Origin of the sequence: Gordonia rhizosphera NBRC 16068 (genome assembly GCF_000298195.1) — a bacterium.
GTDB classification, from domain to species: domain Bacteria; phylum Actinomycetota; class Actinomycetes; order Mycobacteriales; family Mycobacteriaceae; genus Gordonia; species Gordonia rhizosphera.
Genome location: NZ_BAHC01000159.1, coordinates 1 through 19,912 on the forward strand (window position 1 = coordinate 1; position 19,912 = coordinate 19,912).

Consider the following 19,912-nt stretch of genomic DNA (forward strand, 5'->3'; position numbering starts at 1 on the left):
GCGGCCAGCCGCAACGACGAGCTCGGACGATTCCGACGCATCAGCGGTATGGCGGAGGGATGGGGAAGTCGTCTGGTCGACCTGGGCGAGGTCGGTCATCTCAACCCCGCCGTCGGCTACGGCCCGTGGCCGCGCGCCGAGGAACTCGTGGACGAGCTCATCGCGCATTCGGTGTATGCGGGCTGATCGGGTGAGCGACCCGGTGACCCGGCACGATGACGAGCCACTGGTCGATCTATGAAAGTGGATTACTCTCGCCGCCGCGAGGTCCAGATGTTGTGCATCGCGGTCGATGCCGCCAGGCTGAGCCCGAGTCGGTCTCGTCGACGATCAGGAACTCGGCGCGCGGGGCCCGGCTTCCGGCGCTAGCGTCGGTCTGCATGAACTCATCGTTCCAGCCGGACATCGGAGTGTTCACCGTCGACGAGGCGGAGGCCCTCGCCGGGTTCTATCGCAGCAATGGTTTCGCGACCGTCCGGGGACTGCTCGACGAGTCGACAATCGCGGCGATCGAACGTGAGTGCGTCGAGGCGCAACACCGTGTCGTGGCAGGCGAGTTGCCTTCTCGGTATGGCTCGGTGGTGTTCCTCGACGATGCGGCCAAGGCGCAGAAATTCGGCAACTACGTCGAATACGTGAACGAGCTCGCACCGTCGGTCAGAGAGGCCCTCGCCGACCCGCGGCTGCGCGCTGTCATCCGGGCACTGATCGGCGAGACGGCCTGGTTACGCGACGGTGATGGATTCGGCGTCGTCTATCAGGACGCGCGACCGGGACGGGAGTCCGGCTACTCGCGGATCGGATGGCATTCGGACTGGCAGTCGAGTCCGAGCCTCGACATCTGGCCGTCGACGGCGTTTACCATCCATATCGACGCGACTTCACCGGCGAACGGCTTCCTGCGGGTGGTACCCGGAAGTCATCTCTGGTCGACGCCGGCGCCGTTCCACAATATCAACGACGTCCCCGTTCCCGACACCGCGGTACCGGCCCGCGGCTGGACCGACGAACCGCCACCGTTCGCCATGCCGCTGGGCTTCGATAAGGTGCCCGGCGAGATCGGTGTCTACCTCGAACGCGGCGACGTCCTTCTGCATGACGGCTATCTGTGGCATTCGGCCGCCCGGGCCACCGACGACGACACCTCACGCCGTCACGTGCGCGGCGGATTTTTCGCCGGCGCGCGCCCCGCGGTCGGTGCAGCGGACGAGTTCGTCAAGAACGCCGCTCGCTGAGCCGACCGATCGAGTACGTCCGGGGGCGAGGCCGGTCCAGTGCTGACCGCGCTGTCGGCCCATTGCCGCCATCCTCACAGTCCCACTTTGACATCGTCGCCGCGTCCTGCCCGACTTCCGTGCGCTATTGCAGTGCGATGAGCACGGGGATCAACGACCTGCCCTCCGTGATTGCGACCATCGCCTTGCCCACGACCGCACCGAACGCACGCAGCGGGTCGCCGGCCCTCATCGCGTGGCCACGTGTAGGTGAGGTGGTGAGCAGGTCACCTACACGGACGGCGCCGTACTCTGCATCCACCCGACAGTTGGTCCTGCCGACGAGCGCGATTGGCACCCGGCCCTCCGCGCCATCGCCTGCCTTGCGCCCCAACACCATTCCGGGCCGAAATTCTCCAGCTCCGGCGACGATTCCGGCCACCCGGGTGTCGTACATGCGACTGCTGGCGCACAGCCTGCCACCTTCGTCGATCACCATCACGTCACCGGGCGCGACATCGTCAGCGCAGACGACCTCAAAGTCCTCCGCGCAGTCGGCGCCGCTGAGCACTACGTCGCCGGAGAAGGCGACGTTGCCGGCGGCATCCAGAATGATCTCATCGCGGCCATGGTCCTCATTCCTGACGACAAAGCATCGTGCATCGGCCCCGTCCCCGTCGCGGGCGTTGGTCACACGCACGCTGTAGTGCTGAGTACCGTGGCCGCGAGAACGGATACTCAGCTTCGGACTGCCGCTCTTCTCCAGGTGGACATCCCCGCCGACCGCCAATAGGGCTGACGGGCTGGTCGTACCGATCCCAACTGCGGTCAAAGACAGTGCGAGTGGGCTGGACCCACCCGTACCGTCTTGAACAGCCTGGGCCTGCAACTTCTCCAACGCCTGCTCAACCCGCAGATTTGTGGACATCTCTGATCCTCTCCCGATAGAGCGAAGGCTCTGCTGCGTTCGTGGTGCACCCTCAGTGCGTGCGATGGTCGGACGCTCCCGGCAGCTCGCCACGGTGATCGCGCACGGGACCCTGCCCGCTACGGTGATCGCGCACGCGACCTTGCCCGCTACGGTGGTCGCGCGCGGTGGCGTGCCCGCCGCGGTGGTCGCGGACCGGTACATCGAGACGGAAGGTGACTGTGTCGTGCACTTCCTTTCCTGCCGCGCGGGGTGCCCGCAGCAATTCCTGGCCGTTGAGGTACAGCACCAGCTCACCGAACGGGCCAACGCCGGTTATCGACACCGTGGTGATGTCGGCGAGTCGGACGTCGGCGTTCGTGTCGAAGGCACGTAGAACCTCGGGGACCCCCAACGGGATCGCCACGTCGAAAGAGAGTCGCGGCCCCAGCGTCAGGTGCGCGCGGCGAAAGAACACATTCGATGCGACCACCAGACCCCCAGGTATCTCTTCGAGCCCGGTGAGCTGCAACGCGACCGAGTCGATGTAGGCGATCAACTCGAGTTGGCGGAGTCCGCGGGATAGATCAACACCATGTTGTCGCAGTGCGGATATAGCCACGCCTGTCGTATTTCCAGAGGCGAGTCCTCGAAGAGCCGCACGCAGGGAGAAGTTTTCGTGGAGTCGGTGCGCGGTCACGATCCGATCGGCGTACCGCCGCGCCCCGGCCGGGTTGGGGTGGATGAATGAGGCGATCATTGCAGTCTCGATACGGCCGATCTCCGAGCCGAGCGCATCGGCGAGGTGACGCAACGCAACGCTGAGCTGCGTCCCGTGCTCAAGCTCGTCGGCGGCAGCGAGGATCTGACTGGGCAAGTCCGTCTCACGCAACACGGGAGCGATTTGCGTGACGATATCCGATCTGCTCGCGGGGGTTTCAGGGATGGCCGCGGCGAGGATCGTCTCTGACACCAGTAAGTGCAGCCTCCGGTAGGTGTTCAGCAATCGCAAGCGAGGGATGCTGGCCAGGCGGTCGCGAAGCATGTCATCGTCGACGACGTGGGCGGAGGTTCTGTGGTCACGCACTCCGCCGCCGAGTTCACCGCGATGGTCGTGGCTGCCCGGTGGAGGCAACGTGGGAGGTTTGTAGCCACTGTGCACAAGCGAGTGCACACCGGCGAACAGAGCGTGCTCGGGCCGGAAATCCGGGTAGACAAAGGCCACGCCCGGACCGCGGACACTCGACGGCAGCGCGCCAAGCGCGCGCCGCGACCAGTGGTGGGCGTGGGCGGCCGCGGCAACAGATCGGCGGATCGCCTTCTCGACGAGCGCATCGACGTCCTTGGTGAATCCGAGGCCGTTCAAGAAGTCTCGGATCCCGTACAAGTCCTGGACCCCGTCGTTGAGCGCGAGTTGCCACTCGGGCTTCTTCGAAAGGAACTCGAAGAGGTCCTTCAGTCTGGCCCGATCGGAGAGTGGGGAAAGGGCCGAGTAGTAGCCGGTCACGAGGATCAGGGCCTCCGGAAATGCCTTCCGCGCCAGCCCCACGACATCGGGCAAATCGTGACCGAATACCCGTTCGATGGTCTCGTCGATCTTGTTGATGTCGGGGCCCTCCGGGTCCAGCACCTCCTCGAATTCAGCGTCGTTGACTCCTCCGTCCATCAACACGAGGTGGACCGGGCCGACCGCCCTCGAGGAGATGTCGCGGATCTGGTCGGTGACGGTGGGGAAGGTGGCTGGATTCTCCCCGAACAATGCCGCCGCGGGGGTCTCGTTCTGACCGGAGAGAAAGGCTTGCATCTGCGCGTCGGAGGTGAAAAGGGAACGGAAGGTCATCGCGAAACCGGCACGATTGCCGTTCTGAATCCTGGTGGTGCCCCCGGATGGCAAGAGTATGTCCGCGGTACCGTCGGCGCTGGCTGCCTTAAGCTTCGAACCCGATCGTGCCGCGCCGCGCGCCGGCGCCGAGCCGGGGCCGGGAACGACCTCCAGATCTTCGTGCATTTCCTGGGCGATCTTGGTCGCTGCGAGATGTGCAAACCGGTCTCGCTCGGCAAGACCCTGACCCCACATCGCCGAGTCTCCGAGTACGGCAACCCGAAGCACCATATTCAAATTCAACGCGCTCGCGGGAACGGAGTCAACGGCCCCGCAGGTGGAGGCGAACTGTGTTGTCTCTTCGGTTCGGTGAGAGGCTCTCCCGACATGTCACTTGCTTGAGCCAATTCCTTGGTGACCAGACTCTGATACGCAGTTCGCGCGATCTCCACGTCGACCCGTGCCGATTCCAGGTTCGCGAGGATGGTGCGCAGCCGCTTCTTGTGCCCATTCGCATGCGGCAGTTCTCTTCTTGCTGAAGCCAGCGTGGCGGCCCTCGCGTTGAGGGCCGCGATCGTATGTTTGCCGGCCTCATAGGCCCGGCCCTCGCCCAGAAGCGCCGCTACAGGAGCGAGAGCACGATCGAGACCCTCGAGCAGTTCCTGAGCCTCACCGTAGGAGGGACCCAGCTCGGGAAACGTCGCCTTGAGATTGCCTCGTAGGTGAGACTCGCTCGCGTCGAGGGTGGTCTGCACATCTCCGACTCGGCGAGAGAATTCGCGGGCGGCATTTACTTGGGGGTAGCGGGGTAGGCGCCGCGCCGCCCGCGCGAGGAGGAGCCGGCTGACCACCATGAGGGGCAAGAGCAGGATGGCCACCATGATCGCCCGCATCGCGACGAGCACGGTGCCGGTCCAGGGGTCGACGTACTGGACCTCGACGGTCCAGCCGAGGGTATTCGCCACGTCGAGAGCGGGGATGGACTCGGCTAGATGCCAGGAGAACCAGTCGAGGGTTGCCCCGATCTCGTTTGTGCCGGTGAGCGGCGTGGTTGTTTTCGCCACACCGGCGTGCAGCAGCATTAGCGTCACTGCCGTGGCAGCCAACAACGAGAGGCAGAACAGCCACAGGACCAGCCCTGCCACTCCGATCGTGCTGGTCCGTGAGTGCTCACGGACGAATACACCGATCTCCAGCACTTCGAACGCGACGAACGTCAACGCGATCATCGCGCCTGCCCCGGCCACGTCGATGGCCTGCGGCAGCCACGAGATGGACACCGAGTGGCCGAACCCATGAATCGCCCCGGGCACGTGCGTGTCCACCCATTCCTCGACGAACGAAGCGCGACGGACGACGAGTTCCAGCAGGGCGAGCTCAACGGCAGTCGTCAGCAGGATGAATGGGGCCAGGGCCAGCGCTGTCAGTGCGCGGCCGCCGGCCGAGGTCTCGCGCCGATCGTCCTCGACGTTGGTTTCCCATCTGTCAGGTTGTCGCGCGAACCGCTCGGCCAATTGGGTGGGAACGGTATCGAGAACCAGCCGAAGACTGGCGAGCAGCACTCCGACCAGCGGGATGAGCAGGAGCATCTTGAACGACAGCAGTAGGGCGCCGCCTGATGGGTCAGAGAGGGTGACCGGGGCAGGCCAGTGCAACGCGTCTGTGATTCCGAGAATGGGGACGGCATCAACGAGGTGCCAGAGGTACAAGGCTTCCACCTCGAAGAGCCCGGGTGTCTCACCCTGCACCGTGTCGATGACGCCGTGTCGGATCAACACGGTGGTCAGGGCGGCGAACGCTGCCGCGCACACTCCGACTGTTGTCACCGATGCCAGAGTGCCGACCAGATACGGCCTGGCGTCCTTCGGATCGAGGCGGATCCGCCAGGAGACCCATCCCAATAGGATGAGACTCGGGGCTGCCAGCAACATTCCGAACACGACGCCGGTGACCTGAACGACCACGGGAACCGCGCCCACTGCCCACCACAGGGTGAGGTGGACAACACCAATGACCACCACACTGACCGCAGCCGACAACGCGAAGACATAGGGGAGGGTTTCGACTGCCCGGGGGTGTAGATCGCTGGGGACTGCCGCGTCCAACGTAGCGAGGGACGATCGCACAGCCCGCCGTACCCGGCGCTCGGTCTCCAAGAACCCGTCGAGGATCGACCCTGCCCATGCCGGTATCGCCGCCCTGTTGGGGCGTCTACCCGGATGGAGCAGCGTGGGCTTCTGGACCTGCCTGTCGTCCCTGGCCACCTTCTCAGGTTGCTCTGCGGGAATGCGTAGTACAACCGGGGTCGCGTGCGCACACGCGACCCCGCTGCAGGGGTTACGGTCCGTTCAAGCCTTACCGTCAGGCGGACGGAGATGACTTCGGCGTGGCGGACCAGGCGTCGATCGGGGTGGCGGCGCCTGGTCGTCGGCGAAGGCCTCGCTACGACATCCTTGGGATTGATGCCGGCCACTGCTCGGCCGCGATTGTCCTCGTCGAGAACAGCCGGGAATCCACCTCGGAACGGAGAATTCGCCTTCCGATGCTAGGAAGGTGAATTCTGTTTCGAACGTGGTTTCCAGAGGTCTCAGAACCGCCCACCCGTCCCGGTATCTCCGACCGCGATCTCGAACACCACGCGCCCGACGGTGCTCCCGTCACCGAGCCGCGCCACCCCGTCGGCAACCTGATCAAAGCCGAGGCGCTCGCTGATGAGCGGCTTGATCACTCCGGTGTCGGCGAGATGGGTGAGCTCGGTGTGGCAGTCGCGGACGGCCTGCAGGTTCTTGTGTTTGTAGAGCCCCCAGTGCAGGCCGACGATCGAGTAGTTCTTCAGCAGCGCATGGTTGAGTTTCGTCTCCGAGATCCGACCGCCGGCGAAGCCGATCACCAGGATCGTGCCCTCGAACGCGATGCACTTCGTCGACCGGTCGAACGTGTCACCACCGACCGGGTCGTAGATGATGTCGGCGCCTCGGCCGTCGGTGACGTCGCGAACCACGTCGACGAAGTCGGCGGTGTAGCGGTCGACGACGACATCGGCGCCGAGCGCCCGGCAATACTCGGCTTTCTCCGGGCCGCCGACGACCCCGATGACGGTGGCGCCGGCCGCCTTGGCCAGTTCCACTGCCGTGCTGCCGACCCCGCCGGCGGCGGCGTGCACGAGCACCACGTCCGACGGTGCGACATGGGTCCGACGATGCAGCGCGAACCAGCTCGTCTGGTACCCGATCGTCAGCGACGACGCCTCGGCATCGTCGAGTGCCGCGGGAGCCGGATAGGCGGCGAAGGCATCCATCAGGGCGTACTCGGCGAAGGCGCCGTCGGGCATCGCCGAGTTCCCGACGACGCGATCGGCGACGGCGTGTTCGGTGACGCCCGAGCCGACCTCCACCACCTCACCGCACAGCTCGACGCCGGGGGTGAACGGCAACTCCGGGCGCACCTGGTAGATCCCGCGGCACATCAGCACGTCCGGGAAGTTGGCCGGAGCGGCCCGCACCTTCACCAGGATCTGGCCGGCTTCCGGACTGGGCACGGCGACCTCGTCGTGGTCGAGCACGTCCCGGGGCTCGCCGAGATCCTTCACCCGCCACGCTCGCATGATTCTCCTTCTGAGGCCCCAAACCGTCAGGCCGAACCCACGGCCGCCAGATGGAGTTCGGGCACTCGTACCAGCTTGACCCTACGACGACCCGCCGCGCGACCGGCCGACTTCTCCGCCTTGTCGATGTTCTTCCAGCCGGCTCCATCGATGCGGCGCGCCCCCCGTTCGGTGAGCAGCGCGGGTACCTCGTCGCGGTCACCCGACGGCGTCGGCAGCCGGCCGTCGATGTGGTCGGCGAGGACGGCGGCGGCGGTTTCGTGCCCGCACACCCGGTTCATCCCGATGCCGCCGGTGGCGCCGCGTTTGAGCCAGCCGGCCACGTACACGCCGGGCACGGGTTGCCGGTCGTCGGCCGTCACCACTCGTCCGGCCTCGTTGGGCACGATGCCGCGGGCCTCGTCGAAAGGCAGGCCGTCGACCGGAAGGCCGCGATACCCGATGGCCCGCACGACCATGGCGGTGTCGAGGGCGAAGGTCTCCGACGTGGGTCGCACCCGCGCGCCGTCACCATCGGCGAATTCGTTTCGGACACATCGCATTGAGTCCACTTTGTCGGTGCCGACGAGCTCCATCGGCGACACCAGGTAGCGGAACACGACACGTTTGTTGCCAGGTGTCGCGGATTGTTCCGAATACTCCCGTGCGAGCCGGATCTTGGTGGCGATGGTGGAGTCGAGGGTCCCGGCGTCGGCGGCGCTCTGTGTGTCGTCGTCGACGACGAGTTCATCGGCGTCGATGACGACGTCGACACCATCGAGCAGCCCCATGGCCAGGAACTCGGAGTTGGTGTACGCGGCCTGCGCGATGCCCCGCCGGCCGAGGAGTACGACCTCACGAATCCTCGACTCACGCAACGCCTCCAGTGCGTGATCGGCGATGTCGGATTTCGCCAGGATGTCGGGGTCGGTCAACAGGATCCGCGCGACATCGAGCGCCACATTCCCGTTTCCGACGATGACGGCCCGCTCCGAGGACAGGTCGAAGGTGGCGTCGGCGTGATCGGGATGCCCGTTGTACCAGGCGACGAAGTCGGTCGCGGCGATCGACCCGGGCAGATCCTCACCGTCGATGCCGAGACGCTTGTCGGTCGACGCGCCGCTCGCGTAGACCACCGCGTGATAGCGCTCGGCGAGCTCCGTGTGGGTGATTGCCGCACCGGATTCGCGCGGGCCGACCTCGACGGACAAGAAGTACTCGAAGTTCTTCTTGTGCGCCACCGACAGGAACGCCCGTTCGACGCCCTTGGTCGAGGCGTGGTCGGGAGCGACGCCGGCGCGGACCAATCCGTATGGGGTGGGCAGACGTTCGAACATGTCGACACGGACCGATGGCCCGCGCCGGACGAGCTCCTCGGCCGCGTAGAAGGCGGCCGGACCGGCGCCGACGATGGCGACGTGCAGCTCGCCGTCGGGAAGTGGTTCGGACTTCGCCGGGCGCAGCAGACCGCCGTCACCGTCGTGGTCGGTGTAGTAGTCGGCATTGATCTGCAAATACGGTTCGTCGCGCTCGGTGAGCTGATCGTCGGGGAGGATCGCCGAGACCGGGCACTCCTCGATGCAGGCTCCGCAGTCGATGCAGGCCTCCGGGTCGATGTAGAGCATCTCGGCGGTGAGGAACTCGGGTTCGGCCGGGGTCGGGTGGATGCAGTTGACCGGGCAGACCGGGACACAGCTCGCGTCGTTGCAGCAGGGCTGGGTGATGATGTGGGTCATCGGGTCACCGGCCCTTCCAGTTCGGGGCGCGCTTCTCGCGGAACGCGGTGGCGCCCTCACGGGCATCCTCCGACGACCGGATGGGTTCGTAGATCTCCCACATCTTGGCGAACCGCTCCTCGTTGGACCAGTCACGCGCCTTCGTCATGATCTCCTTGGTGCCGCGCACCGCGAGCGGTCCGTTGCGGGCGATCCGCAGCGCGAGTTCGACCGCACCGGCGAGGGCTTCACCGGGTTCGGTGACCCGGCTGACGAGCCCGGCCGCGCGGGCCTCCTCGGCGCCGACGAAGTCACCGGTCAGCGCCCACTCCATGGCCAGGGCGTACGAGACACGTTCGGGCAGCCGGAGAAGTCCGCCGCCGCCGGCGAGCAGGCCTCGTTTGACCTCGGGCAGACCGAATTTCGCGGTCTGCGAGGCGACGACGAGGTCGCAGGCGAGCACGATCTCGAAGCCGCCCGCGATCGCGTGGCCCTCGACGGCGGCGATGAGCGGTTTCGCGGGCGGGGTCTGGGCGACGCCGGCGAACCCGCGTCCCTCGATCGATGGCCGTTCGCCGGCCAGGAAGGCCTTCAGATCCATGCCGGTGCAGAAGGTTCCGCCCGCGCCGGTGAGCACCCCGGCGGTCAGCTCCGGCGTGTTGTCGAGGGTGTCCATCGCGTCGGCGATCGCCTGTGCGGTCGCGGTGTTGATGGCGTTTTTGACCTCGGGGCGATCGATGGTGACGATCAGCACGCCGTCCTTGGTCTCGGTCGTCACGGTCATTTCGGTGCCATCCTGATCGCTCCGTCGAGCCGGATGACCTCACCGTTGAGCATCGGGTTGTCGATGATGGCCATCGCGAGTCGGGCGTATTCGTCCGGCTCACCGAGCCGAGCCGGGTGAGGGATCTGTGCGGCCAGACCGTCCTTGATGTCCTGGGAGAACCGCGACAGGATCGGGGTGTCGAAGATGCCGGGCGCGATGCTGTTGACCCGCACCAGCTTCCGGGCCAGGTCGCGGGCCGCGACCAGCGTCATGCCGACCACGCCGGCCTTCGCCGAAGCGTAGGGGATCTGGCCGATCTGACCCTCCCACGCGGCAACCGAGGCGGTCATGACGACCACACCGCGTTCGCCGTCGACAGGATCGTTGCCGACCATGCGCGCCGCGGCGAGCCGCAACACGTTGAAGCTGCCGATCAGATTGGTCTCGATCAACGACGAGTACATCTCCAGAGACCCCGGGTTGCCGTCGCGCTCGACGACCCGGACGGTGCCGCCGCGGCCCGCGCAGTGCACGGCGGTGCGTAGCGGTGCGCGGGATTCGGCGAGGTCGAGGGCGGCGTTCACCGCGTCCGGGTCGGCGACGTCGGCGGGGCCGAACTGGACGAGGTCACCGAGTTCCTGCGCGACGTCCTTGCCCTGCGACTGCGGCAGATCGACGATGACGACGTGGGTTCCGGCGGCGATCAGCCGTTTGACGGTGGCCAGGCCGAGGCCGGACGCGCCGCCGGTGACGATCGCCGACGAGTTGGTCAACTCCATGTCTGTGAAATCCCTTCTCTGATGAGTGATCTTGGGTTGCTTGAACAGAGGGTCAGGCGAGTGACTCGACGATGGTCGCGTTCGCCATCCCACCGGCCTCGCACATCGTCTGCAGGCCGTAACGCCCGCCGGTGCCGACGAGGTGGTGGATCATCGTGGTCATGATCCGTGCGCCCGAGGCGCCGAGCGGATGTCCGAGGGCGATCGCGCCGCCGACCGGGTTGAGCACGTCGTCGGCGACGCCGAGTTCGTGCTGCCACGCCAGCGGCACCGAGGCGAACGCCTCGTTGACCTCGAAGGTGGCGATGTCGTCGACGGTGAGCCCAGCCTTGCCGAGGACCTTGCGGGTCGCCGGGATCGGCGCGGTCAGCATCATCATCGGATCGTCGCCGAGGACCGCGGACGCCACGATTCGTGCACGGGGCGTCACTCCGAGGGCGGTGGCCTTGTCCTCGCTCATGATCAGCAGCGCCGACGCACCGTCGGTGATCTGCGACGAGTTGCCGGCGGTCACCTTCCAGTCGATGTCGCCGAACCGTTCGCGGTTCGCGTCGGTGCCGAAGACCGCGCGCAGCCCGCCGAGCTTCTCGGCGGTGGTGCCGGGACGGATCGACTCGTCGGCGTCCACCACCCCGGTCGGCGTGGTGATCGGGACGATCTGGTCGGCGAACGCACCACGCGCGGCCGCCGCGGCGGCCCGTTCGTGGGAGCGCGCCGAGTACCGGTCGAGCGAGGCGCGATCGATCTTCCACTTGTCGGCCACCAGCTCGGCGGCGACACCCTGGGAGACGAGGGGACCGAACCGCGCGGTCACCGCGGGCCCGAAGGGGTCGGTGTCCCCGCGCGCGCTACCCATCGGCACGCGGCTCATCGACTCCACGCCGCCGGCGATCACGATGTCGTACGCACCGGCCATCACACCCTGCACGGCGAAGTCGACGGCCTGCTGGCCCGAGCCGCACTTGCGTTCGATGGTGCTCGCCGGCACGTGGACGGGGAATCCGGCGGCCAGAGCGGCCTGGCGTCCCGGGGTCGCGGACTGTTCGAGGTTCTGGCCGACACAGCCGATCAGGATGTCGTCGACGGTGCCCGGGTCGATGTCGGAGCGTTCGACGAGGGCGGTGAGGACCTGGGCGAGCAGGTCGACGGGATGAACGTCGGCGAGGGCTCCACCGGCCTTGCCCTTGCCCATCGGCGTCCGAATCGCGTCCACGATGACCGCACGTGGCATGTCTGACCTCCGTCTTTCAGAAAGATGATGCGCTGTGACGTAAACTATGATTATGTTTACCACAGATCGAAGTGAATGGCGTCACGAGTCCAGTTGACTGGGACCCACGCCATATTAGTATAATCATGAGCATGAAAGGGATCACAATGTCGTCTACCTCGGTTTCCGACGATCTCGATGACCTGACCGCCATCCGGGACCTCGCCGCACAGGTGGCCGAAGAGCGCTACGCTCCGCTGGCTGCACAGTGGGACGCCGACCGCACTCCGGTGCCGCTGGCCGAGCGTCAGTTCCTCGGGTCGCTCGGGTTTCTGGGGATCGCGCTGCCGGAGCGTTTCGGCGGCTCGGCCGCCCCGCTGTCGCACGCGCTCACCGTCATCGAGCAGTTCGCCTACCACTGCCGCCCGGCCGCCTTCCAGATCTTCGAGGCCAACACCGGGCCGGCGCAGGTGGTCGCGCGGCTCGGGACCGAGGAGCAGAAGGAACGCTTCCTGCCGGGCATCATTGCCGGCGACATCACCATGGCCGTGGCCATCTCCGAGCCCGACGCCGGATCGGCGGCCACCGATCTGACCACCAAGGCCGTCGTCGACGGTGACACCGTGCGGGTCAACGGCAACAAGCGCTGGATCTCCAACGGCAGTGAGGCCGACGTCTACCTCGTCTACGCCCGCATGAGCGACGCCCCCGGAGCGAAGGGGATCGGCGCGGTGCTCGTCGAGGCCGACCGGGAGGGCGTCAGCTTCGGCGCCCGCGAAAAGCTCATGGGCTTCCGTGGCATCCCGTCGGCCGACATCTACTTCGACGACGTATCGGTGCCGAAGAAGAACATCGTCGTCGAACCGGGTGGTTTCCGAAAACTGTTCACCACCTTCTCCATCGAGCGCCTCGGCAACACCACGATGAGTCTTGCGCTCGGCCAGCGGGCGCTGGATCTGACCATGCGCTACGTGCAGGAACGGACCCAGTTCGGCAAGCCGCTGATCGAGTTCCAGGCAGTGCAGATGACCGTCGCCGACATGGCCCTGCAGGTTGAGGCGGCGCGCCTTCTGCTCGAACGTGCCGCATCCGCGGTGGTCACCGGCGACGACCTCCCGAACCCGCTGCACGTGTCGCTCGCGAAGTGCACCGCCAACGAGATGGCCAAGAAGGTCACCGATCTGGCCATGCAACTGCACGGCGGCAACGGGTACACCGAGGAGTTCGGCCTCGAGCGGATGCACCGCGACGCCCACGGCTGGGCGCTCGCCGGCGGCACCCCGACCATGCAACGCACCCGAATCGTCTCCGAGATGCTCGGTCGTTCCTTCGACCAGCGCAAGTGAAAGGAACCAGCATGAACCGCTTCGAAAATCGCATCGCCGCCGTCATCGGAGGCGGCTCCGGAATGGGCCGCGCAATCAGCCATCGCCTGGCCGCCGAGGGCGCCTTCGTCTACGTCACCGACCTGAGCGAGGAGGCGGCCGAGAAGGTCACCGCCGAGATCGAGGAGAAGGGCGGCAAGGGCAAGGCCGTCCGGGTCGACGCCACCGACACCGCCTCGCTCCAGGCGCTGTTCGACACCATCGAGGCCGAACACGGTGTCCTGCACGTGCTGCACGCCCAGGTCGGTATGCCCGGTCCCGGCGGGCTCGAGCTCGACGATGCCGCGTGGCAGCGCAACATCGACGTCAACGTGAAGACCGCGTATTACTCGACGACGATGGCATTCCCGTTGCTGCGCAAGGCGAACGGCAAGGGCTCGGTCACGCTGACCTCGTCGACGTCGGCCCTCATCGGTTCGCCGTTCAGCCCGATCTACTCGATGACCAAGGGGTCGCTGGTGCCCTTCGGCCGTGCACTGGCGCTCAACGGCGCCAAGGACGGTATCCGCGTCAACGTCATCTGCCCGGGTCAGGTCAAAACTCCGATGCTGGCCCAGTTCTTCGGACGTGAGCCGGGTGCGGACGTGTCGGCACTGACGGCCGACTTCGTCAAGACCATCCCGCTCGGCCGTGGCGCCGAACCGGAGGAGATCGCGTCGGTCATCGCGTTCCTCAACAGCGATGACGCCAGCTATGTCACCGGCACGACGATCCCCGTCGACGGCGGACTCACCGCCCAGTGATGCTGCCGCCCAGCGCGTTCTGACCACATCGACTCCGAGGAACTCGTCTCATGACCGTCTACACCGACTTGAAACCCAACTTCCCCAATCCGGAGGACTGGACGCTCGCCGCGGTGCTGCGCATCCACGCCGCCGACACCCCCAACGCATCGTGCCTGCTCGCGCCGGAGGAGGACGTCGAGTTTAGCTACGCCGAAGCACTTCTCGACGCAGAGAAGATCGCCGGCTCCTGGGATACCGCGGGTGCCAAGCGCGGCGACCGGGTGGTGATCATGGCGCTGAACTCCTCGCGTCTGGTGCTGAGCTGGTGGGCGACCGCCGTCGGCGGGACGGTGCAGGTGCCGGTGAACACCAACTACGAGGGCGAGTTCCTGCGTCATCAGCTCGATGTGGTGAACGCCCGCTGGGCGGTCATCGACGATGCGTTCGCGCAGCGCTTCGTCGCCCTCGGCGACAAGGCGCGGGGTATCGAGAAGTTCTGGGTCATCGACAACGGACAGCTCGACGCGGCGCTGGCCACCCTGCGCGACAACGGTTTTGCCGCCGCGGCTTGGGATGAGCTGCGCAGCGGTGAGCCACTGGAGGCGCCGGCCCCGCGTGCCGACGAGCTGGGCGCGATCTTCTTTACCTCGGGCACCACCGGCCCGTCCAAGGGTGTCGCGATGCCGCATTCGCAGCTCTACTTCTTCGCGCAGTCGGTGGTGTCGCTGACGCGGCTCACCGCCGACGACCGCTACCTCACCACGACTCCGCTGTTCCACGGCAACGCCCAGTTCATGGCGGTGTTCCCGGCGCTGGTGGCCGGTGCCAGCGCGGTCATCCGGCCGAAGTTCAGTGCCAGCCGCTGGATCGATCACGTCCGCGACTCGGGTGTGACGGTCACCAATTTCGTCGGCGTGATGATGGACTTCGCCTGGAAGCAGGCTCCCCGCCCGGACGACCTCGACAACAAACTGCGTTGCATCTACGCCGCCCCGATCGCGTCGACGATCGTCGAGGAGTTCAAGGCGCGCTACGGCATCGAGGCCTTCGTCAACGCGTTCGGCCTCACCGAGACCTCCGCACCGATCCTGTCGCCCTACGGTGTGGACATCCCGCCGGGTGCCGCGGGCCTGCAGGCCACCGACTGGTTCGACATCCGGCTCGTCGACCCCGAGACGGACCGGGAGGTTGCCGTCGGCGAGGTCGGTGAACTGGTGGTGCGGCCGATCGCCCCGTGGACGTGCAGCATGGGCTACTACGGGATGCCGGAGAAGACCGTCGAGGCGTGGCGCAACCTGTGGTTCCACACCGGCGACGCGCTGCGACGCGACGCGGACGGCTGGTTCTACTTCGTCGACCGCTACAAGGACGCACTGCGCCGGCGCGGCGAGAACATCTCGTCCTACGAGGTCGAGCAGGTGGTGCTGGCCCATCCGGCGGTCGTGGAGTGCGCGGTGATCGGTGTCCCGGCCGACGTCGAGGCCGGTGAGGACGAGGTGCTGGCCGCGATCGTGGTCCGCGAAGAAGTCGATCCGGCCGAACTGCTCGCGTTCTGCGACGGACGCATCCCGGCGTTCGCGCGGCCCCGATTCGTCCGGGTCGTCGGAGAACTGCCCAAGACGCCGTCGGAGAAGGTCCGCAAATCGGTGCTCCGCGACGAAGGGATCACTCCGGACACCTTCGACGCCACCGCGCCTGCCACCGCTCCGGCCGGAGCACACTGAAGTCAGCCTGCCGCACACCTGAAGGAACATCGTGGACTACTCGACCGACCCGACACATGACGACATCCGGCACGCCGTGCGCACGCTGTGCAAGGCGTTCCCGGACGAGTACTGGATGGAGCACGACAACTCACACGAGTTTCCGTGGGAGTTCTACAACGCGATCGCCGAGGGCGGCTGGCTCGGCCTGACCGTCCCCGAGGAGTACGGGGGCGGCGGGCTCGGCGTCACCGAGGCCGCCATCGTCGAACGCGAGATCTCGGCGTCGGGCGCCGGCATGGGCGGATGCAGTGCCGTACACATCGGCATCTTCGGCTTCGAGCCGATCATCCACCACGGCAGCGAGGAGATGAAGCGCAAATACCTGCCGCGCGTGGTGACCGGCGAGCTGCACACCTCGTTCGCGGTGACCGAACCCGACGCCGGCACCGACACCACCAACATCAAGACCTTCGCGAAGAAGGTCGACGGTGGGTGGCTCGTCACCGGCAAGAAGGTCTGGATCACCAAGGCGCAGGAGGCGGAAAAGATGCTCCTGCTGTGCCGGACCAGCCCGCGCGACGAGAACGCCAAGCGCACCGCAGGCATGACGCTGCTGTTCGCCGACGTGGACCGTGACAAGGTGCAGATCCGCGAGATCCCCAAGATGGGCCGCAACGCCGTCGACACCAACGAGCTGTTCATCGACGAACTGTTCGTCGCCGACTCCGACGTGGTCGGCGAGGTCGGTCATGGTTTCCGAACCATCCTCGGCGGGCTGAACGCCGAACGTGTCATCTCCGCGAATGCCGCGCTGGGCATCGGCGAGGCGGCGCTGCGTCGCGGCGTCCAGTACGCCAAGGACCGCGAGGTCTTCGGCCGCCCGATCGGCCGGAACCAGGGCATCGCCTTCCAGCTCGCCGAGGCACGCATCAAACTCGATGCCGCCCAGGCAGTGCTCGACAAGGCCGCCTGGATGGTGGATCAGGGTCTGCCGTGCGGACGGGAGGCCAACGCGGCCAAGTACCTGTGCGCCGAGGCCGGCTTCTTCGCCGCCGACGCCGCGCTGCAGGTGCACGGTGGGTTCGGGTTCGGCAAGGAGTTTCACGTGGAACGCTACTTCCGGGAGGCCCGGCTGATGCGCATCGCACCGATCAGCCAGGAGATGGTGCTCAACTACACCGCCGAGCACGTCCTGGGCCTGCCCCGCAGCTACTGAGAGGCATATTGTGCAGCCATACCGCTCCATCCTCTTCGTCCCCGGCCACCGGCCGGCGTGGGTCGACAAGGCCATCGCCGCCGGCGCCGACTGCATCGTCCTGGATCTGGAGGACTCGGTCCCGGCCGAGCAGAAAGAGCCCGCCCGGGCCACCGTCGCCGAGGCGATCACCCGGGTGCGCCAGACCAACCCCGACGTCGGACTGTTCGTCCGGGTGAACCCCCTCGCGACCCGGCTGACCGGCGGTGACCTGGAAGCCGTCGTCGTCCCCGGACTCACCGGCATCTTCGCCCCGAAGATCGAGGAGGCCGTCGACGTCAAGCAATACGACGCGCTCTTGGATCACTTCGAGATGCGCAATGGTGTCGAGGGACTCGAGTACATCGTCCCCGTCGAGACCGTGAAGGCGATCCAGAACTGCCGCGAGGTGGCCGGGGCGTCACCCCGGGTGGGCGCGATGATCGGGCCGTCGGCCGAACACGCCGACATCGCCCGCGAGGTCGGCTACGAGTGGACCCCGGAGGGTCTGGAGACCCTCTACCTCCGCAGCCGGGTGCTGCTGGCCTGCCGTGAGCATGGCCTGCATGCGCTGACCGGGCTGTGGGAGGACCTCGAAAACCTGGACGGTCTCAAGGAATTCGCGGTCCGCGGACGCCAACTCGGGTTCCGCGGCATGATCGCGATCCACCCGAGCCACGTCGCGACGGTCAACGACGTGTTCAGTCCCTCCGAGGAGGACATCGCGTTCTACGAAGGCATGGTCAAGGCCTACGAGGCGGCCGCGGCCGACGGCACCGGTGCTCTGCGTTACCGGGGGCTGCACATCGACAAAGCACACTACGACAAGGCGATCGGATGGCTGGCCCGTTCAGGGGCGAGCGAAGCGACGGGGAATACCACCGCCGCCATCATTGCCGGAAAGGCGAACCGATGAGAGGGCTGTACTTCGAGGAGTTCGAGGTCGGTAAGCACTACAAGCACGCCATGACCCGCACAGTCACCGAGATGGACAACGTCATGTTCACCTCGCTGACCATGAACATCCAGCCCCTGCACCTCGACGAGGAGTTCTGCAAGGGCACCATCCACGGGCAGCGCGTCTTCAACAGCTTGTTCACCGTGGCCCTCATCGGTGCGTTCCACGTCCCCGAACTGACCATGGGGACCACCCTCGGCAATCTCGGCTACGACGAGATCCGTTTCCCCCACCCCGTTTTCCACGGCGACACCCTGCGTGCCGAGACCACGATCCTCGACAAGCGGGAATCCAAGAGCCGCGACGACTCCGGCATCGTCTGGTTCGAACACCGCGGATACAACCAGAAAGACGAACTCGTCTGCCTGCTCAAGCGGGTGGGCCTGATGGCCAAGATGCCGGCCGAGTTGAAAGAAGGTGCCTGACATGACCGCAGTCAACGACGCGACCACCATCGACAAGAACTGGGTCCCGGAAACCCGGACCCTGCTCATCGGCGATCAGGACGTCGAACCGGGCGGTGAGACGTGGGATGTCTACAACCCGGCCACCGAGCAGGTGATCGCCACCGTCGGCGGTGCCTCCGCCGAGCAGGTCGACGCCGCGGTCGCCGCCGCGCGCAGGGCCTTTCCGGCGTGGGCTGCACTGAGCGGTGAGCAGCGCTCCGCCCACATCCACCGCTTCGCCGACGCGCTCGAGCGGGCCGCGGACCGGCTGCTGCCGTCGATCGTCAACGAGGTGGGCACCCCGGTCTCGCTTGCCGAGTACCTGCAGGTGAAGATGGCCGTCGACGAGCACCTGCGCTGGGCTGCGGAGGCTGCGAAGACCGACCGCACAGTACATCTCGGCGAATACGACAAGCCGGTGCCGACGATGAGCGACGTGGTCCACGACCCGGTCGGCGTCGTCGCGGCGATCACCGGGTACAACTACCCGCTCAACCTGGCGATCTTCAAGTTCGGCGCCGCGCTGGCCGCCGGGTGCACCGTGGTGCTCTTCCCGTCCCCGCGCACGCCGCTCACCACGCTGTTCCTCGGTGACCTCATCAAGGAGGCGGGCCTGCCGCCGGGCGTCATGAACGTCATCGTCGGCGGCACCGAGGTGGGCAAGCAGCTCTCCTCGCACCCGGGGGTGGATCGCGTGTCGTTCACCGGTTCCGACGGCGTCGGCGCCAAGATCATGGAGCAGGCCGCCGCCAACCTCGCCGGCGTGACCCTCGAACTCGGCGGCAAGTCGCCGAACATCGTGCTCGAGGGTGTCGATGTGCAGAAGATCGCCGTCGAGATGCACCTGCGCTGGTCGCGCAACGGCGGCCAGGGCTGCGCGGCGCTGGCCCGACTGCTGGTGCACGACAGCGTCTATGACGAGTTCCTCGAGGCCGGTGCGACGGCGTTCGACCAGATGGTCGTCGGCGACCCATGGGATCGGGCGACCAACATCGGTCCGATGATCCGGCCCGATCACCAGGCCCGCGTGCAGGGCTTCATCGACGACTCGGTCGCCGAGGGCGGCAAGAAGCTGCTGGAGGTGACCAAGCCGCTGCCCGAGAAGGGTTGGTTCGTCAATCCTGTTCTGCTGGGAAATCTTCCGCACGATGCACGTGCAGTGCAGAACGAGATCTTCGGTCCGGTCGCGGTGATCCTGCCGTTCCGTGACACCGAGGAGGCCATCCGGCTCGCCAACGACACCCCCTACGGCCTCGCCGCCAACGTATGGTGCGACGACCCGGTCGAGGCGCGCCGCGTGGCCGAGCAGATCCGGGCCGGCACCGTGTGGATCAACGGCGGTGGCGCGATGCGCCCCGACGCCCCGTTCGGCGGCTACGGCAAATCCGGTGTCGGACGCGAGCTCGGAGAATGGGGTATGCGTGAGTACCTCGAGGTCAAGCACATCCAGTGGAGAATCTGA

The 19,912-nt window shown here is 66.7% G+C and carries 17 protein-coding genes; 9 read left to right on the top strand and 8 right to left on the bottom strand.

What is annotated here, in order from left to right; all coding sequences use genetic code 11:
* Nucleotides 1-186: alpha/beta hydrolase (locus tag GORHZ_RS19690; RefSeq protein WP_006336097.1), on the top strand; the 186-nt coding region annotated here is incomplete at its 5' end.
* Nucleotides 187-380: 194 nt separating this feature from the next.
* Nucleotides 381-1,235: a phytanoyl-CoA dioxygenase family protein gene (locus GORHZ_RS19695; protein ID WP_006336098.1), complete on the top strand. Its 855-nt coding sequence runs from the start codon at nt 381-383 to the stop codon at nt 1,233-1,235.
* Between the two features lie 124 nt (nt 1,236-1,359).
* On the opposite strand, the gene GORHZ_RS29610 is transcribed toward GORHZ_RS19695, so the two are convergent.
* The 8 genes from GORHZ_RS29610 to GORHZ_RS19735 all read right to left on the bottom strand — a co-directional run bounded on the left by GORHZ_RS29610 (nt 1,360) and on the right by GORHZ_RS19735 (nt 12,017).
* On the bottom strand, nt 1,360-2,004 hold the full coding sequence (locus GORHZ_RS29610; RefSeq protein WP_217998346.1) for a hypothetical protein: 645 nt from the start codon (nt 2,002-2,004) through the stop codon (nt 1,360-1,362).
* Nucleotides 2,005-2,194: 190 nt separating this feature from the next.
* Complete coding sequence (locus tag GORHZ_RS19705; protein WP_040532598.1) at nt 2,195-4,234, bottom strand: hypothetical protein; 2,040 nt, start codon at nt 4,232-4,234, stop codon at nt 2,195-2,197.
* Between the two features lie 8 nt (nt 4,235-4,242).
* Entirely contained in the window at nt 4,243-5,769 is a 1,527-nt protein-coding gene (locus GORHZ_RS19710; RefSeq protein WP_157205278.1) for a hypothetical protein, read from the bottom strand.
* Between the two features lie 761 nt (nt 5,770-6,530).
* On the bottom strand, nt 6,531-7,547 hold the full coding sequence (locus GORHZ_RS19715; protein ID WP_006336103.1) for an NADPH:quinone oxidoreductase family protein: 1,017 nt from the start codon (nt 7,545-7,547) through the stop codon (nt 6,531-6,533).
* 26 nt (nt 7,548-7,573) lie between these two features.
* Nucleotides 7,574-9,262 carry an FAD-dependent oxidoreductase gene (locus GORHZ_RS19720; protein WP_006336104.1) on the bottom strand — a complete coding sequence of 563 codons (1,689 nt, stop codon included), beginning with the start codon at nt 9,260-9,262 and terminating at the stop codon, nt 7,574-7,576.
* A gap of 4 nt (nt 9,263-9,266) precedes the next feature.
* Complete coding sequence (locus GORHZ_RS19725; RefSeq protein ID WP_006336105.1) at nt 9,267-10,025, bottom strand: crotonase/enoyl-CoA hydratase family protein; 759 nt, start codon at nt 10,023-10,025, stop codon at nt 9,267-9,269.
* Nucleotides 10,022-10,786 carry an SDR family NAD(P)-dependent oxidoreductase gene (locus tag GORHZ_RS19730; protein WP_006336109.1) on the bottom strand — a complete coding sequence of 255 codons (765 nt, stop codon included), beginning with the start codon at nt 10,784-10,786 and terminating at the stop codon, nt 10,022-10,024. The genes GORHZ_RS19725 and GORHZ_RS19730 overlap by 4 nt, the downstream gene beginning before the upstream one ends.
* A 52-nt stretch (nt 10,787-10,838) precedes the next feature.
* Nucleotides 10,839-12,017 carry a thiolase family protein gene (locus GORHZ_RS19735; protein ID WP_006336110.1) on the bottom strand — a complete coding sequence of 393 codons (1,179 nt, stop codon included), beginning with the start codon at nt 12,015-12,017 and terminating at the stop codon, nt 10,839-10,841.
* Between the two features lie 125 nt (nt 12,018-12,142).
* On the opposite strand from GORHZ_RS19735, the gene GORHZ_RS19740 reads away from it, so the two are divergent.
* Genes GORHZ_RS19740 through GORHZ_RS19770 form a run of 7 tightly spaced genes read left to right on the top strand, consistent with a single transcriptional unit; the run spans nt 12,143 to nt 19,912 of the window.
* Complete coding sequence (locus GORHZ_RS19740; protein WP_040532601.1) at nt 12,143-13,342, top strand: acyl-CoA dehydrogenase family protein; 1,200 nt, start codon at nt 12,143-12,145, stop codon at nt 13,340-13,342.
* 11 nt (nt 13,343-13,353) lie between these two features.
* Nucleotides 13,354-14,124, top strand: coding sequence for an SDR family NAD(P)-dependent oxidoreductase (locus tag GORHZ_RS19745; protein WP_006336112.1), 771 nt, complete (start codon nt 13,354-13,356; stop codon nt 14,122-14,124).
* A gap of 50 nt (nt 14,125-14,174) precedes the next feature.
* Complete coding sequence (locus tag GORHZ_RS19750) at nt 14,175-15,830, top strand: AMP-binding protein (RefSeq protein ID WP_006336113.1); 1,656 nt, start codon at nt 14,175-14,177, stop codon at nt 15,828-15,830.
* Between the two features lie 31 nt (nt 15,831-15,861).
* The gene (locus tag GORHZ_RS19755) at nt 15,862-17,028 is read left to right on the top strand and encodes an acyl-CoA dehydrogenase family protein (RefSeq protein WP_006336114.1); all 1,167 of its coding nucleotides are present in this window, start codon (nt 15,862-15,864) and stop codon (nt 17,026-17,028) included.
* Between the two features lie 10 nt (nt 17,029-17,038).
* Nucleotides 17,039-17,962, top strand: a complete 924-nt coding sequence (locus GORHZ_RS19760) for an HpcH/HpaI aldolase/citrate lyase family protein (RefSeq protein WP_006336115.1) — start codon at nt 17,039-17,041, stop codon at nt 17,960-17,962.
* Nucleotides 17,959-18,429, top strand: coding sequence for a MaoC family dehydratase (locus GORHZ_RS19765; RefSeq protein WP_006336116.1), 471 nt, complete (start codon nt 17,959-17,961; stop codon nt 18,427-18,429). The genes GORHZ_RS19760 and GORHZ_RS19765 overlap by 4 nt, the downstream gene beginning before the upstream one ends.
* Before the next feature lies 1 nt (nt 18,430).
* Complete coding sequence (locus GORHZ_RS19770; RefSeq protein ID WP_006336117.1) at nt 18,431-19,912, top strand: aldehyde dehydrogenase family protein; 1,482 nt, start codon at nt 18,431-18,433, stop codon at nt 19,910-19,912.